This is a genomic window from Actinoallomurus iriomotensis, from assembly GCF_030269445.1.
In the GTDB taxonomy this organism is placed as follows: Bacteria; Actinomycetota; Actinomycetes; order Streptosporangiales; family Streptosporangiaceae; genus Actinoallomurus; species Actinoallomurus iriomotensis.
This window is the reverse complement of record NZ_BSTJ01000001.1, coordinates 1,382,209-1,395,162: the sequence shown is the minus strand read 5'-3', so window position 1 is coordinate 1,395,162 and position 12,954 is coordinate 1,382,209. Positions and strand designations below refer to the sequence as shown.

Here is a 12,954-nt window from a genome sequence, read left to right as displayed (position 1 = left end):
CCTGTTCTTTTGGGCGAACGCCGTTCAGCGGCCCGGATCGTCCGCCCGCGGCTCCGCGGGCCCTCCGCCGGAGGGCGCCCGCGTGGCCGTACGGTGGTGACACAGATCACGTGCCGGTGCTGGACCCGGGCCTGACGATCATCAGGATGGTGACCGCCGCCCACAGGAGATTGAACACGCCGGTGTACATGGCGAGCCGCGCCGGGCCGTTCCCGGTGATCGTGCCGCCGAGGAGCGCCCGCTGGCGGGGCAGGACGAGCAGTGCGAGCACGGCGGCGGCGAGCGCCGTGAGGACGATGGAGACGATCACCCAGGCGTCGCCCGTGACGTGCATGGCGCCGGCGGTGGCGAACCCGAACACCGGCACGGCCACCCCCGCGACCGCGTACACGCGGCAGATCCGGTGCAGGAGCCGCGCGCCGGCCATCGCCGACCCGTCGTAGCCGGCGGACCGCGCGTCCCCTTGGGCGGACTCGGCGCGGGTGCCCGGGACGGCGGCGGACCGGAGGGCGGGTTCGGTGGCGGCCTCAAGAGAGGAGCCGGCGGCCGCGCGGCGGATCGCGGCGGGGAACATGCTGGCGGCCACGGCCACCGGGCCGACCGCGAGAACGGCGGCCAGGACATGGACGATGAGAAGGATCTTGCTCACGGATCAGGTGCCCTCACGTGGAGAAACGGTGACGATCGCCCCCGGCGTACGGCGGCGCGGGGACGACGCTACGGACCGGCCTCGGATATCGACAGTGGCGTAATTGCCAGCCTCCACCAGATTCTCGCCACACGGACGCCGATGCGCGGTGGTGCGGGCGCCACGCCTGGTCGGCGTGGGCGCTGTCAGGCGGGGCCGCCGCGGCATGACCCCGAGCGGGCGGGTGTGGGTATCGCCACGGTGCCATGTGGGCGCGGCCGCCGTGCGGCGCGAGCCCCCTCGTGACCAGGCGCGGGTAACGCACGGCCCGTGGATACGGCGCCGATACCCGCCGGTGACTCGTGGTTGGCGGGAAACCGGTGGTGGCGTACGTTGTCGCCATGCACACGATCGCGGTGCTCGCGCTCGACGGGGTGATCGGGTTCGATCTCACCACGCCGCTGGAGGCCTTCGGGCGTACGCGGTTGCCCGATGGGCGGTCGCCCTACCGTCTGCGGGTGTGCGCGCTCTCCGAGGAGGTCGACGCCGGGGCGTTCACGATCCGCGCGCCGTACGGTCTGGAGACGCTGGACGAAGCGGACACGATCATCGTGCCGGGGGTCGCCGCGCCGGGTACGCCGCCGCCTCCCGAGGTGATCGCCGGGCTTCGCCGCGCGGCCGAGGCGGGTACGCGGATCGCGTCGATCTGTGCCGGTGCCTTCGTTCTCGCCGCGGCCGGGCTGCTGGACGGGCGGCGCGCCACCACGCACTGGGTCGCCGCCGAGTTCCTCGCCGCGCGGTACCCGGCCGTGGAGGTCGATCCGGACGTGCTGTACGTGCACGACGGGCAGATCCTGACCTCCGCGGGCGCCGCGGCAGGTCTCGACCTGTGCCTGTACATGATCCGGTGTGACCACGGCTCGGCCGTCGCGGCCGACGCGGCGCGGCTGTCGGTGATGGCGCTGGAGCGGGAGGGCGGGCAGGCGCAGTTCATCGTGCACGAGCAGCCGCCCACGCCGCGTGGCTCGCTGATGGAGCCGGTGCTGCGCTGGATGGAGGACAACTCCGCCCGCGACCTGACCCTCGACGAGATCGCCGCCCACGCCGGGATGAGCACCCGTACGCTCAACCGGCGCTTCCGCGAGCAGACCGGCACGACGCCGCTGCAGTGGCTGCACCGGGCCCGGATCCGGCGGGCGCAGCACCTCCTGGAGACCACGACGCACCCGGTGGACCGCATCGCCGCGCAGGTCGGGTTCGGCTCGCCGACCGCCTTCCGCGACCGGTTCAAGCGGGTGGCGGGGCTCAGCCCGAACGCCTACCGCCGGGCGTTCCGGTGAGGCCGGTCAGGGTTCGGTGACGCGGGCGAGGAAGTAGACGGCTCCGGTGGCCGGGTGGCGTACGACCACGAGGAACGGCCGGTCGACGCGGAACTCCACGGGACGGCTGATGTCCATGCCCGCCGGCACCATCACGGCCGCGGTGGCCGCCGCGCCCTCCAGCCCCTGCTCGTCCACCTCCAGCACGGCCTTGTGCTCGATCCGGTCGATCCGTACGGGTGCGGGTGTCATGCCGGAGAAGTCGGCGTCGTCGGTGAAGGCGGTCCGTACGCCCAGGGCGCCGAGCGGCTCGCTCAGGCTCGCCCGGCTCTCGACCCGGAACCTCGGCAGGGCCAGCTCGACCTTGACCGACCGCGCCGCGTCGTACAGCGAGCGGAGCGACTCCCGCGCCGGCGGGCCGTCCTCGGGCCCGAGCAGCACGTCCGCGACCACGCCGCCCCCGGCCGTGAGCGTGACCATCCGCCAGCCGCCGGCCTCGGCGTACGGCATGCGGCCGGTGCGGCGCATCGTCGGCACCCGCCGCCGTCCGCCGGGACCGTGGAAGGGCGCCGGGACCGTGTCCCTGCGCGAGAACGGGATCCGCCAGACGGCCTTGAGGTACAGCGCGTTGACGATCACCGCGCTCGTGCCTGGGTCGACGGCACCGGCCGGCAGCAGGTCCTGGATGAGCTCGCGTGTCGTCTTGGCGACCTCCGCGTTGATGGCCCGGCGGGCGGCCTCGGGGTCGCCGGCGAAGTCGGCGCTGTGCAGTGCCGCGCCGGTCGCGCGCTCGTACTCCTCCTCGACGGGCAGCCCCTCGCGCAGCCACAGCGTGTCGGCCACCGCGATCTCGGCGTCGTCGCCGAGCGCCGCGGCCTCCGCGAGGCCCAGGCCGTCCGGGGGCCCGCCCAGGGCGCCGGCCAGCTCGTCGTAGGTCCGGCCGCGCGCGCCGGTGGCGGCGAGCGCCAGCGCCGACGCGACGGAGTAGGGAGACCAGACCAGGCCGCCCGCGGAGTCGAGCCGCCGGTTCAGGCGGAGTGCGAACTCGTCCATTCCTCGACCGTACTCCGGCGAGGTCCAACGATCAGGTCCATGAGATCGCCGGGCCCTTGGGCACGATGCCGTACGGGTTCAGGTGCCGGTGGGTCTCGTAGTAGTGCCGCTTGATGTGGTCGAAGTCGGTGGTCTCGCCGAACGCGGGAATGGCGTGGAGCCGGCGGGCGTACGCCCACAGGCGCGGATAGTCGACGATCCGCCGCAGGTTGCACTTGAAGTGCGTGTGGTAGACCGCGTCGAAGCGGGCCAGCGTCGGGTACAGGCGCACGTCGGCCTCGGTCAGCCGGTCGCCGACCAGGTGGTCGTGGCCGTCGAGGCGGGCCTCCAGGCGGTCGAGGGCGGCGAACAGCGCGTCGAACGCCTCTTCGTACGCCTCCTGGGTCTGCGCCATGCCGGCCTTGTAGACGCCGTTGTTGACGTTGTGGAAGACGTCGTCGTTCACCTCGTCGATCTCGGCGCGCAGCTCCTCCGGGTACAGCTCGGGCGCGCCGGGCCGGTGGAACGGCGCGAACGCCGACTCGAGCGTCAGCGTGATCTGGGGATAGTCGTTGGTGACGAGCCGCCCGCTCACGGTGTCCCACACGCACGGCACGGTGTGCCGCCCGTCGTACGACGGGTCGGTGGCGGTGTAGAGCTCGGCCAGGAACCGCGCGCCGGTCACGGGGTCGCGGCCGTCCGGCGACAGCGTGAAACGCCAGCCGCGCTCGTCGCGGATCGGGTCGACGATGGTGACTCCGATCACGTCCTCCAGCCCGAGCAGCCTGCGGACGATGAGGGCGCGGTGCGCCCAGGGGCAGGCCAGCGAGGCGTAGAGTTGGTAGCGGCCGGTCTCGGCGGGAAACTCATCGCTGCCGATGCGGTCGGTGAACCGGTTGGACTGCCGCACGAACCGGCCGTTCTTCAGCTCAGGGCTCATGATGTTCGCCATGTAATCCCTCCGGTTGACGGGGATCTGCGACCTTAGAGCGATCCGCCGGTGCCGACCTGCTCATACGATAATCCTCATGGAGACGCCGGAAACGGGACACTGATCGCCCGTGGGTCATATCACTGACGCTCTGCTGCACCTGCACGGCCCGGTCATCTACGGGGTGGTCGCCGCGCTCGTGTTCGCCGAGGCCGCCCTGTTCTTCGGGTTCGTCTTCCCGGGGGAGACCGCGATCGTCATCGCCGGGGTGCTTGCCAGCCAGCACCGGGTATCGCTGCCCATCCTGCTCGTCGTGATCGTGCTCGCCGCCGTCGTGGGCGACTCGGTGGGGTACGAGATCGGGCGCAAGTTCGGCGACCGGCTGCTCGACACGCGCCCGTTGCGAAAACACCGCGACCGGCTCGGCACCGCACAGGACCTCCTGCGCCGGCGCGGCGCCTTCGCCGTCTTCATCGGCCGCTTCACCGCCCTCCTGCGCGCGATCATGCCCGCGCTCGCGGGGAGCGCGCGGATGCCGTACGGCCGGTTCCTGGTCTTCAACGCCCTGGGCGGCATCACCTGGGGCATCGGCTTCACGATCGGCGGCTACCTGGCCGGAACGGCGTTCGAGCAGGTCGCCCAGTGGGCCGGCCGGGTCCTCGCGGTCGTGGTCGCGGTGATCGTCGTGATCGCGGTCGGCGTCTGGCTGTACCGCCGCCACAAGAAGGAGGCGGAGGAGACGGAGACCACCCCGGAGCCGGTGTCCGTCCCCGACCTGCGCGAGGACCTCCGCGAACACCACCACGACGACTGACCCGGAGCGGCGAGCCGACGAGCGAGCGGAGCGGCCGGTGAGGTACGAGCCGTCCGTGGAGTGAGTGAGGAGGCGAGCGCGACCGGCGAACCCGCGCGGTTGCCGCCTGGACCACCCGAGTGGGATTCGGTTTGATACACACGGAGTGGTAACGCGTCGCGAGGAGGATGTGGACATGGCGGAACTGCGGTTCGACGGACGGGTGGCGATCGTCACCGGAGCCGGGCAGGGGCTCGGTCGGCAGCACGCGCTCGAGCTGGCCGCGCGGGGCGCGAAGGTCGTCGTCAACGACCTCGGCGGCTCGCTCCACGGCAGCGGCTCCTCCGCCGGCCCGGCGGCCGCCGTGGTCGAGGAGATCAAGAAGAACGGCGGCGAGGCGGTCGCGAACACCGACAACGTCGCCACCCCCGAGGGCGCGGAGGCGATCGTGCGGACCGCGCTCGACGCGTTCGGCAAGATCGACATCGTCGTCAACAACGCCGGCATCCTGCGGGACAAGTCCTTCAAGAACATGGCGCCGGAGGAGTTCGACCAGGTCATCGCCGTGCACCTGCGCGGGTCGTTCCTCGTCACGCACGCCGCGTGGCCGCACCTGCGCGAGCAGGCGTACGGCCGCGTGGTCATGACCACCTCGCCCGCCGGGCTGTTCGGCAACTTCGGGCAGGCCAACTACTCCTCGGCCAAGATGGGCCTCGTCGGGCTGACCAAGACGCTGGCGGCCGAGGGCGCCAAGTACAACATCAAGGTCAACGCGATCGCCCCGATCGCCTGGACCCGCATGACCGAGGAGCTGTTCCCGCCGGACTACAAGGAGAAGCTGAGCGTCGAGCTCGTCACCCCGGTCGTGGCCTGGCTCGCGCACGAGACCAACGAGGCGACCGGCGAGACGTACAGCGTGGGCGGCGGCCGGGTGGCCCGCGTCTTCGTGGCCGAGGGGCCGGGCTTCACCAAGCAGGGCGGGCTCAGCGTCGAGGACGTGCGCGACAACTGGCAGCAGATCAACGAGGTGGAGCCGTACCTGCTCGCCAAGGACATCGGCGAGCAGACCATGGCCGTCTTCAACGCGATCAAATGAGCCCGATCACGTTCGAGCGGCGGGACGGGCTGGCGCTGATCACCCTGTCCCGCCCCGAGCGGCTCAACGCCGTCACGCCGGCGATGGTCGAGGAGCTCCTCGCGATCCTCGACCGGCTGGCCACCGACGCCGAGACGCGCGTGGTGGTGCTCACCGGCGCCGGACGGGCCTTCACCGCCGGCATGGACGTCCGGGGCGACGGTCTCGGCTCCGCCGAGGACGGCGGGGAGGGCCGGGTCGCGCGGGTCTACCGGGGCATGGCGCGCAGCGGTGAGCTCATCCTCCGGCTGCGCGACATCCCGCAGCCGGTGATCGCCGCGCTGCACGGCCCGGTCGCCGGCATGGGCATGTCCGTGGCCCTGGCCTGCGACCTGCGGGTCGCCGACCCGACGGCGACGTTCATCGCGCCGTTCCTCAAACTCGGCTTCTCCGCGGGCGACCTCGGGCTCACCTGGCTGCTGCCGCGGCTGATCGGAGCCTCACGGGCCGCGGAGATCTTCTATCGGGCCCGCGCGGTCACCGCCACGGAGGCTCACGACCTCGGCCTGCTGGCCACGCTGGCGGATGAGGGCGCGGACCTCGACGCCGCCCTGGAACTAGCCGCTGACCTGCTGAAGCGCTCGCCGTTCGGGCTCCGTCACACCAAGGAGCTGCTCAACCTGTCCCTCGACGCCTCGGGCCTACGCGGCCATCTCGCGGTGGAGAACCGCACCCAGACCATGGCCTTCCTCACCGAGGACCTCGCCGAGGGACTCACCGCCACGATGGAGAAGCGCGACCCCCGTTTCCGCAACCGCTGAACCACCCGCCGCAGTTCGGACGACCCGAAGTTCTCGGCGGTACGGAGGTCTCAACGAGGCGGTGTCGGCGGCGCGGCGGGGCGGTCTTCTGGTGACCGCCCCGACGGTGGTTTTCAGACGCTGAAGTCGGCCGGGTCGAAGCCGGGGGAGACGACGCAGCTCACCAGTACCTCCTGGCCGGCCGCCGGGCGGGCGGACTGCCACACGCCGGCCGGGACCAGGGCCTGTGGTACCTGGCCGTTCTCCAGGTCCGGGCCCAGCAGGACGGTGTTCTCCTCGGTCGGCGCGTCGCCGCGTGTCGTCAGTTCCAGTGGGCCGCCGCGGTGCCACAGCCACAGCTCGTCGGAGCGTACGACGTGCCACATCGACTCGTCGCCGGCGCCGAGCAGGAAGTAGATGCCGGTCGCGGTGTTGCGTTCACCGCCGTGCGCCTGGAGGCGGGTCGAGGTGCGCCACGTCTCACGGAACCAGCCGCCCTCCGGATGTGGCAGCAGGTCCAGCGCGTCGGCCACCGGGGGGCGGGCGTGGAAGCCGGTCACCCGGCCGCTCGGGTCGCGCCGGGCGTACCGTACCTCCTCGACCGTGGCCCGGTTGACCGCGCCGGGCAGCGGCACGCGAGAGAAGGGGACGGCCAGCGCGATCACCTGGCCGTCGGGGAAGGCGTCGTTGGCCAGGGCGACCGCGTCCTCCTCGGGGGAGTAGGCGGCGGACTCGTCGCGGAAGGGTTGATCCGGGTCGGCGCGCCAGGCGTCGAGCGTCGTGAGTAGCAGTAGCACACGGCCAAACCTAACCGCCCGCGTGGTCCTCGCCGGGCGCGCGCGCCCGGCGAGTCGCCCGTTCAAGAGAGTCACCCGCCCCGGCGAGGTCTCGCCTTTAGAGAGAAACGTGGTTTAAGATACATCTCGTTTTGCGGCCTGAAGGGGGATTCATCGATGGAGCCGTACCGCGAGGCCAGCTCGCCGAACATGCGCGCCTCCGACCAGGAGCGGGACGCGACCGTGCAGCGGCTGCAGGTCGCGTTCGCCGAGGGCCGGCTGGCCGACGTGGAGTTCGACGAGCGCATGCGTGCCGCGCTGGCCGCGCGCACCCACGGCGACCTCGACGTGCTGCTCACCGACCTGCCGGCCGCCACCGCGCCGTCCGTGCCGGCCGTGTCGTCTCCGGCCGCCACGGTGCCCGGCCGGATGCCCAAGCCGGGCCGCCACGCGGTCGCGTACAAGAACAGCGTGCGGTACACCGGCCGGTGGCGGGTGCCGGGCACCTTCCGGGCGCTCATCTACAAGGGCAGCGGGGTGATCGACCTGCGGGCCGCCGAGCTCACCGAGCCGGTCACCGTGATTCACGCGATCGCCTACAAGTCCGACATCGAGATCGTCGTGCCGCCGGGCATCCGCGTCGAGGTGAACGGCTTCGGCGTCACCCGCGACGAGGACTGGACCGGTGACCTGCCCGCCGACGCGCCGATCGTGCACGTGCGCGCGGTCGCCTACAAGGGGCTCGTCGAGACCCGCACGATGCCCCGCCGCTGACCCGCTCCCGTGTCAAGGGACGGGCGGGCATGAGTAAAGCGCGCATGAGCGGGGACCCCGGAAAGGACGATTCCTCTCGACTCCTGGGAGTGAAAGCCGATGCGCATCCGCTTGAGCGCGGTCGTCCTCACCGGGGCCGGCTCGGCGTTCCTGCTGGCCCCGGCGCTCACCGGTCAGGCCGCCCCCGGCTCGACCGCCCCCGAGAAAACACCGAAGGTCGCCGTCCCCGCGCAGAACACGTCCGTACAGAACACCTCCGTGCAGAACACGCCCGCGCGGAGCGCCCCGGCCGCCCCCAGGCTCCGCACGGGCGCCCACGGCGCCGAGGTGAAGGCGCTCCAGCAGCGTCTCGAGGACCTCGGGTACGACCCCGGCGCCGTCGACGGTGAGTGGGGGTCGGCGACGAGTTACGCCGTCTGGGCGTTCCAGAAGGTCAACCACATCAAGCCCACGTCGCGGACGAGCACGAGGTTCTGGAGCGCGCTCGCGGCGCCGCGGACGCCCAAGCCGCTCGTGCCGCGCGGCGCCGCCGACCGCGCCGAGGTCGACGTCAAGCACCAGCTCCTCTACGTCTACAAGGACGGCCGTCTCGTCCTGACGAGCCACATCTCGTCCGGGTCGGAGCAGTACTACTCCTCGCAGGGGCACACCGGGTACGCGCACACGCCGCGCGGGAACTTCCGGGTGTACCGCAAGGCCTCCGGCTGGGAGACCTCGCCGCTGGGCACGCTCTACAAGGCCGACTACTTCGACGGCGGGTACGCCATCCACGGTGAGCCGTCGGTGCCGCTGCGGCCGGCGTCCCACGGCTGCGTACGGGTGCCGATGAGCACGTCGACGATCGTGGCGAAGCTGCTGCCGATCGGCACGCGCGTCTACGTCCGCGGCTGACCCGCCGATGCGGATCGGGCTCTTCCTGGCGGCCGCGCAGTTCCCCGGCCAGTCACACGCCGAGGTGCTCGCCCGTACGGTCGAGGCGGCCGTCGAGGCCGAACGGGCCGGGTTCGACGGCGTCTGGTTCGCCGAGCACCACTTCATGTCCTACGGCGTCTGCCCCTCGGCGGTGACACTCGCCGCGTACGTCCTGGGCCGTACGAGCCGGATCGCGGTCGGCACCGCGGTCAGCGTGCTGTCCAACCAGCACCCGGTCGCGCTCGCCGAGCAGGCCGCGCTGCTCGACCAGGTGGGCCGGGGACGGTTCCGGCTCGGGGTCGGGCGCGGCGGTCCGTGGGTGGACCTGGAGGTGTTCGGCACCGGGCTGGCACGGTACGAGTCCGGCTTCGCCGAGAGCCTGGATCTGCTGCTCGCCGCGCTGACCGAGGAGCGGGTCACGGGCACCGCGACCTTCCCGTTCCGTGAGGTGCCCGTCGTGCCGCGTCCGCTCACCGGGCCGCCCGTCGTCGTGGCCTGCACCTCCGCCGCGACGGCGGAGGTGGCCGCGCGGCGCGGGTTGCCGATGCTGCTCGGCATGCACGCCGGCGACGAGGACAAGCGCGCCATGGTGGAGCACTACGCCCGGTACGGCCCGCCGAACCCCGGTCACGTGGCGGCCGGCGTCGCCCATGTCGCGGACACGCGGGCCGAGGCGCAGCGGGTGCTGCGGACGGCGATGCCGCGCTGGCTCGGGCCGGGCCTGGCCGGATACGTCCCGGTCGACGACCGGCCGCGCCGGCCCCGCGATCCGGAGGAGTACGCCGCGCTGCTGTGCCGGATCCATCCGGTCGGCACCGCCGACGACTGTGTCGCGACGCTGACGGCGACCGCGGAGCGTACGGGCGTCGACCACTTCGTCCTCATGGTCGACGGCACCGGTGATCCGGCCTTGACCAGGGAGAACATTCGCCGTCTGGGCGCGGAGGTGCTGCCCCGGCTCCGCGGGTGATCGCGCATCCGAACGGACCGGCCGGAAATGGGCGCCGGACATGATCCCTTACCGGCCTCATCGCGTGCCGAAGCAGGGTTTGATGGTCCTCTGCATGAGACGTTTCAACGAGAGGGTCAGCGTGAGCACGACCGGCAACGGCGCTTCCTCCCCTGGGGACTTCTTCGGCGGCGGTGCCGCCTCGGAGCGATCCGGGCCGGCCGCGGGACCGCCGCCGAGCGCCCGGAGCGAGCGCCGCCGGCTCACCGAACGGCTGGCCGAGGCCGCCGACGCCCTCGAGACCTCCCGCCTCCGCGGCATGCCGAACACCTCGCCCTGGCAGCGGTCGAACGCCGTGTGGCACCGCGCGGGCGTCGACTGGAGCCGCGTCGAGGCCAAGCCGCGGCCGTCCCGCCCGGCGGCGAGCGCCGCCGCGCCTCCCGCGCCGCCGCGCTACCCGGCGCCGGTGCCGCAACCCCAGCCGCAGCCGCAGCCCCAACCCCAGGCGCAACCGCAGCCGCGCCCGCCGGCCGAGCCGGCCGCTCCGGGTGCGGGCGACGCCGCGTCCGCCGACGCGGAGCCGTGGGCGTCCTCCAAGCGGCCCCGGCGCCTTCCGTCCGTCGAGGGCCTTCCGCTGCGGGCGATCGCCGTCGGCGTCGTGGCCGTTCTGGTCGTCGGCGGCGGGGCGTACCTGCTGTTCGGCCGGGGCGGCGACGAGAAGAAGAAGGACGCCGGCACTCCCGCGGTCGCGGCCGACCGGCTGTTCGCGCTCGACCCCGCGGCGGCCACGGGCGGCCGGGTGCACACGCTCGACGGCGTGGCGTCCGGCGGCACCACGACCGTCGCGTTCGGCTCCGAGCAGGGCGGTGTCTACTCGCGGGCGCAGTTCCTGACCTCGGGCGACGGCGGACGCACGTGGAAGCTGGCGAAGGTGCGCGCGGCGGACGGCGGCGACCCGCCCCAGGGGGAGTACCCCGGGCTGCTCGCCGGCGGCAACGGCAAGTGGGCGGCGCTGGGCGCCACCCATGATGGCGTCGTCGAGTGGACGAGCGCCGACGCGGGCACCTGGACCCGCCGGCCGCCGTCCGGCGCCTTCGGCCCCGGCGACCAGGTCAGGCGGCTGGCCCGTACGACGTCGGGGTTCGTCGCCGTGGGCACCGCCACGGTCAAGGACGGCACGCAGGGCGTCATCTGGACCTCCGCCGACGGCGTCAGGTGGACGCGGCTCGGCGGCGACCGGTTCCAGCCGCCGTCCGGCGGCACCGTCGTGAGCCTGTCGGACGTCGCGGCGCACGGCGACGTCGTCGTGGCGCGCGGCCGGGCGCGCACCACCAAGACCGTCACTCGCCGGGTCAGGGGCAAGCGGCGCAAGGTCCACAGCACCGCGCAGAGCGAGGCGTTCTGGCGGTCGCCCGACGGCGGGCGCACCTGGGCGCGGTTCGCCGTCCCGCGGGGGCAGGGCTCCTCCGGTGACGCGGTGGGCGTCGTGGCCACCCAGACCGGTTTCTTCGCCGTGCGTGAGGCCTCGCGCAAGACCGGCCGCAGAGGGAAGAGGAAGACCACCGCGTACGGCGCCTTCTTCAGCTCCGCGGACGGCACCAACTGGGCGGCGGCCGGCACTCTCGCGTTCACCGGGTACTCCCGGATCGGCCTGGTGCGCGGCACCGACAACGGCCTGACCGTCCTCACGCCGCTCAAGGGCGGGAAGACCGCCGTCATGACCAGCGGCGACGCCAAGACGTGGCGGCACGTGGGCGACCTGGCGGGCGGCCGTACGCTCACCGGCGCCGCGCTCACCCCCCAGGGGCCGGTCGTGTCCGGGCGGAGCGACGACGGCAGCGCGTACCTGACGATGGCGGGCGCGGGCGACGTCAACCTCCCCGCGATCCCCGACGCGGTGCACCCGGAGCGCACGGTCGACGGTGTCGTGGCCGACGCGGGCCGGGTCGTCGCGGTCGGCAGCACGAACGGCCGCGCCGCGCTGTGGACCTCTTCCGACGCCGCCACGTGGACGCGCGCCAAGCTCCCGGCGTCCAAGGACACCGGTCAGCAGCGGCTCGTCGACGCGGTGCACGGCGGGCCGGGCTGGCTCGCCGTCGGCGGCACCGGCTCCCATTCGCTGGTGCTGACGTCGGGCGACACCGTCACCTGGCAGCCGGTGGCGGGCGAGCGGTTCGGCGGCGACCTGGTGCCGTCCGCGGCGGCGGCGAGCGGTTCGGCGTACGTGGTCGTCGGCACCCAGGGCGGCACGAGCGCCGCCGTGTGGACCTCGTCGGACCTGAAGAGCTGGACCCACGCCGCGGGCGCGGGCAAGGCGGACCTGACCGGCGGCCGGGACGCGCCGAAGTGGATGAGCGACGTGGCCGCCGGGCCGAACGGCTTCGTGGCGGTCGGCGGCCAGACGAAGAACAAGGTGTCGCAGCCCGCGCTGTGGACCTCACCGGACGGCCGGCGGTGGACCCTGTCCTCGGCGGCGCCCGCGCTGCCCACCGGCACCACGCAGGGCTCGCTGACGAAGGTGGTGGCGCGGGGCGGAGTGCTCGTGGCCACCGGCGTGGCCGGGGCGTACGCCTTCGCGTCGGTCTCCGCCGACGGCGGGCGCACCTGGCAGCCGTCGGCGCTGCCCGGCGCCGCGCCGGGCACCCGCATCACCGCCGCCACCGCCACCTCGCGCGGTTTCGTGCTCGCCGGCACGGCCGGTTCGGACGTCGCGACGTGGTCCTCGGCGGACGGCCGGACCTGGCGCGCGACGCGGCCGCACGGCCTGGGTCTGGACGGACCGGGTGTCCAGGAGCTCGACGGCCTGACGGTCGTCGGGACGAACCTCCTGGCGGTCGGCTTCACCGGTGACCACCGCACCGACGGGCCCACCCTCTGGCGAACCCCGATGCCCTGAAATCGCCCCGGGAAATGGCTTCGCGGTCGCATTCCGTATCGGAGCGACCGCGAAGCAGGGGGACATCGG

The 12,954-nt window shown here is 73.2% G+C and carries 12 protein-coding genes; 8 read left to right on the top strand and 4 right to left on the bottom strand.

Annotated features, from left to right (window positions below; translation table 11 throughout):
• Window positions 1–106 precede the first annotated feature (106 nt).
• Complete coding sequence (locus QSK37_RS06625) at window positions 107–649, bottom strand: hypothetical protein (RefSeq protein WP_285618297.1); 543 nt, start codon at window positions 647–649, stop codon at window positions 107–109.
• A gap of 380 nt (window positions 650–1,029) precedes the next feature.
• Here QSK37_RS06625 and QSK37_RS06620 point away from each other — a divergent pair, with 380 nt between their 5' ends.
• The gene (locus QSK37_RS06620; protein WP_285618296.1) at window positions 1,030–1,968 is read left to right on the top strand and encodes a GlxA family transcriptional regulator; all 939 of its coding nucleotides are present in this window, start codon (window positions 1,030–1,032) and stop codon (window positions 1,966–1,968) included.
• A 6-nt stretch (window positions 1,969–1,974) separates the two neighbouring features.
• Here QSK37_RS06620 and QSK37_RS06615 read toward each other — a convergent pair whose 3' ends face one another.
• Window positions 1,975–3,000, bottom strand: coding sequence for a serpin family protein (locus tag QSK37_RS06615; protein ID WP_285618295.1), 1,026 nt, complete (start codon window positions 2,998–3,000; stop codon window positions 1,975–1,977).
• A 31-nt stretch (window positions 3,001–3,031) separates the two neighbouring features.
• Complete coding sequence (locus tag QSK37_RS06610) at window positions 3,032–3,931, bottom strand: glutathione S-transferase family protein (protein ID WP_285618294.1); 900 nt, start codon at window positions 3,929–3,931, stop codon at window positions 3,032–3,034.
• Window positions 3,932–4,040: 109 nt separating this feature from the next.
• Here QSK37_RS06610 and QSK37_RS06605 point away from each other — a divergent pair, with 109 nt between their 5' ends.
• The 3 genes from QSK37_RS06605 (at window position 4,041) to QSK37_RS06595 (ending at window position 6,599) form a co-directional block, all read left to right on the top strand.
• Window positions 4,041–4,724, top strand: coding sequence for a DedA family protein (locus QSK37_RS06605; RefSeq protein WP_285618291.1), 684 nt, complete (start codon window positions 4,041–4,043; stop codon window positions 4,722–4,724).
• A 175-nt stretch (window positions 4,725–4,899) separates the two neighbouring features.
• Window positions 4,900–5,799, top strand: coding sequence for an SDR family oxidoreductase (locus QSK37_RS06600; RefSeq protein WP_285618289.1), 900 nt, complete (start codon window positions 4,900–4,902; stop codon window positions 5,797–5,799).
• Complete coding sequence (locus QSK37_RS06595; RefSeq protein WP_285618287.1) at window positions 5,796–6,599, top strand: enoyl-CoA hydratase/isomerase family protein; 804 nt, start codon at window positions 5,796–5,798, stop codon at window positions 6,597–6,599. Before QSK37_RS06600 ends, QSK37_RS06595 begins: the two co-directional genes overlap by 4 nt.
• Before the next feature lie 113 nt (window positions 6,600–6,712).
• On the opposite strand, the gene QSK37_RS06590 is transcribed toward QSK37_RS06595, so the two are convergent.
• The gene (locus tag QSK37_RS06590) at window positions 6,713–7,375 is read right to left on the bottom strand and encodes a cupin domain-containing protein (protein WP_285618286.1); all 663 of its coding nucleotides are present in this window, start codon (window positions 7,373–7,375) and stop codon (window positions 6,713–6,715) included.
• A gap of 156 nt (window positions 7,376–7,531) precedes the next feature.
• On the opposite strand from QSK37_RS06590, the gene QSK37_RS06585 reads away from it, so the two are divergent.
• From QSK37_RS06585 to QSK37_RS06570, 4 genes are all read left to right on the top strand, one after another.
• Window positions 7,532–8,128 carry a DUF1707 SHOCT-like domain-containing protein gene (locus QSK37_RS06585; RefSeq protein WP_285618285.1) on the top strand — a complete coding sequence of 199 codons (597 nt, stop codon included), beginning with the start codon at window positions 7,532–7,534 and terminating at the stop codon, window positions 8,126–8,128.
• A 99-nt stretch (window positions 8,129–8,227) separates the two neighbouring features.
• The gene (locus QSK37_RS06580) at window positions 8,228–9,019 is read left to right on the top strand and encodes a L,D-transpeptidase family protein (protein ID WP_285618284.1); all 792 of its coding nucleotides are present in this window, start codon (window positions 8,228–8,230) and stop codon (window positions 9,017–9,019) included.
• Window positions 9,020–9,026: 7 nt separating this feature from the next.
• Complete coding sequence (locus QSK37_RS06575; protein ID WP_285618283.1) at window positions 9,027–10,010, top strand: LLM class flavin-dependent oxidoreductase; 984 nt, start codon at window positions 9,027–9,029, stop codon at window positions 10,008–10,010.
• A 94-nt stretch (window positions 10,011–10,104) separates the two neighbouring features.
• The gene (locus QSK37_RS06570) at window positions 10,105–12,885 is read left to right on the top strand and encodes a hypothetical protein (RefSeq protein WP_285618282.1); all 2,781 of its coding nucleotides are present in this window, start codon (window positions 10,105–10,107) and stop codon (window positions 12,883–12,885) included.
• The last annotated feature ends 69 nt before the right edge of the window (window positions 12,886–12,954 follow it).

What these genes read in the sequence shown, in the direction of transcription:
- QSK37_RS06575 (WP_285618283.1), top strand. Translation starts at nt 9,027, where the DNA reads ATGCGGATCGGGCTCTTCCTGGCGGCCGCGCAGTTCCCCGGCCAGTCA.
- QSK37_RS06610 (WP_285618294.1), bottom strand. Translation starts at nt 3,931, where the DNA reads ATGGCGAACATCATGAGCCCTGAGCTGAAGAACGGCCGGTTCGTGCGG.
- QSK37_RS06600 (WP_285618289.1), top strand. Translation starts at nt 4,900, where the DNA reads ATGGCGGAACTGCGGTTCGACGGACGGGTGGCGATCGTCACCGGAGCC.
- QSK37_RS06570 (WP_285618282.1), top strand. Translation starts at nt 10,105, where the DNA reads ATGAGACGTTTCAACGAGAGGGTCAGCGTGAGCACGACCGGCAACGGC.
- QSK37_RS06585 (WP_285618285.1), top strand. Translation starts at nt 7,532, where the DNA reads ATGGAGCCGTACCGCGAGGCCAGCTCGCCGAACATGCGCGCCTCCGAC.
- QSK37_RS06615 (WP_285618295.1), bottom strand. Translation starts at nt 3,000, where the DNA reads ATGGACGAGTTCGCACTCCGCCTGAACCGGCGGCTCGACTCCGCGGGC.
- QSK37_RS06580 (WP_285618284.1), top strand. Translation starts at nt 8,228, where the DNA reads ATGCGCATCCGCTTGAGCGCGGTCGTCCTCACCGGGGCCGGCTCGGCG.
- QSK37_RS06620 (WP_285618296.1), top strand. Translation starts at nt 1,030, where the DNA reads ATGCACACGATCGCGGTGCTCGCGCTCGACGGGGTGATCGGGTTCGAT.
- QSK37_RS06595 (WP_285618287.1), top strand. Translation starts at nt 5,796, where the DNA reads ATGAGCCCGATCACGTTCGAGCGGCGGGACGGGCTGGCGCTGATCACC.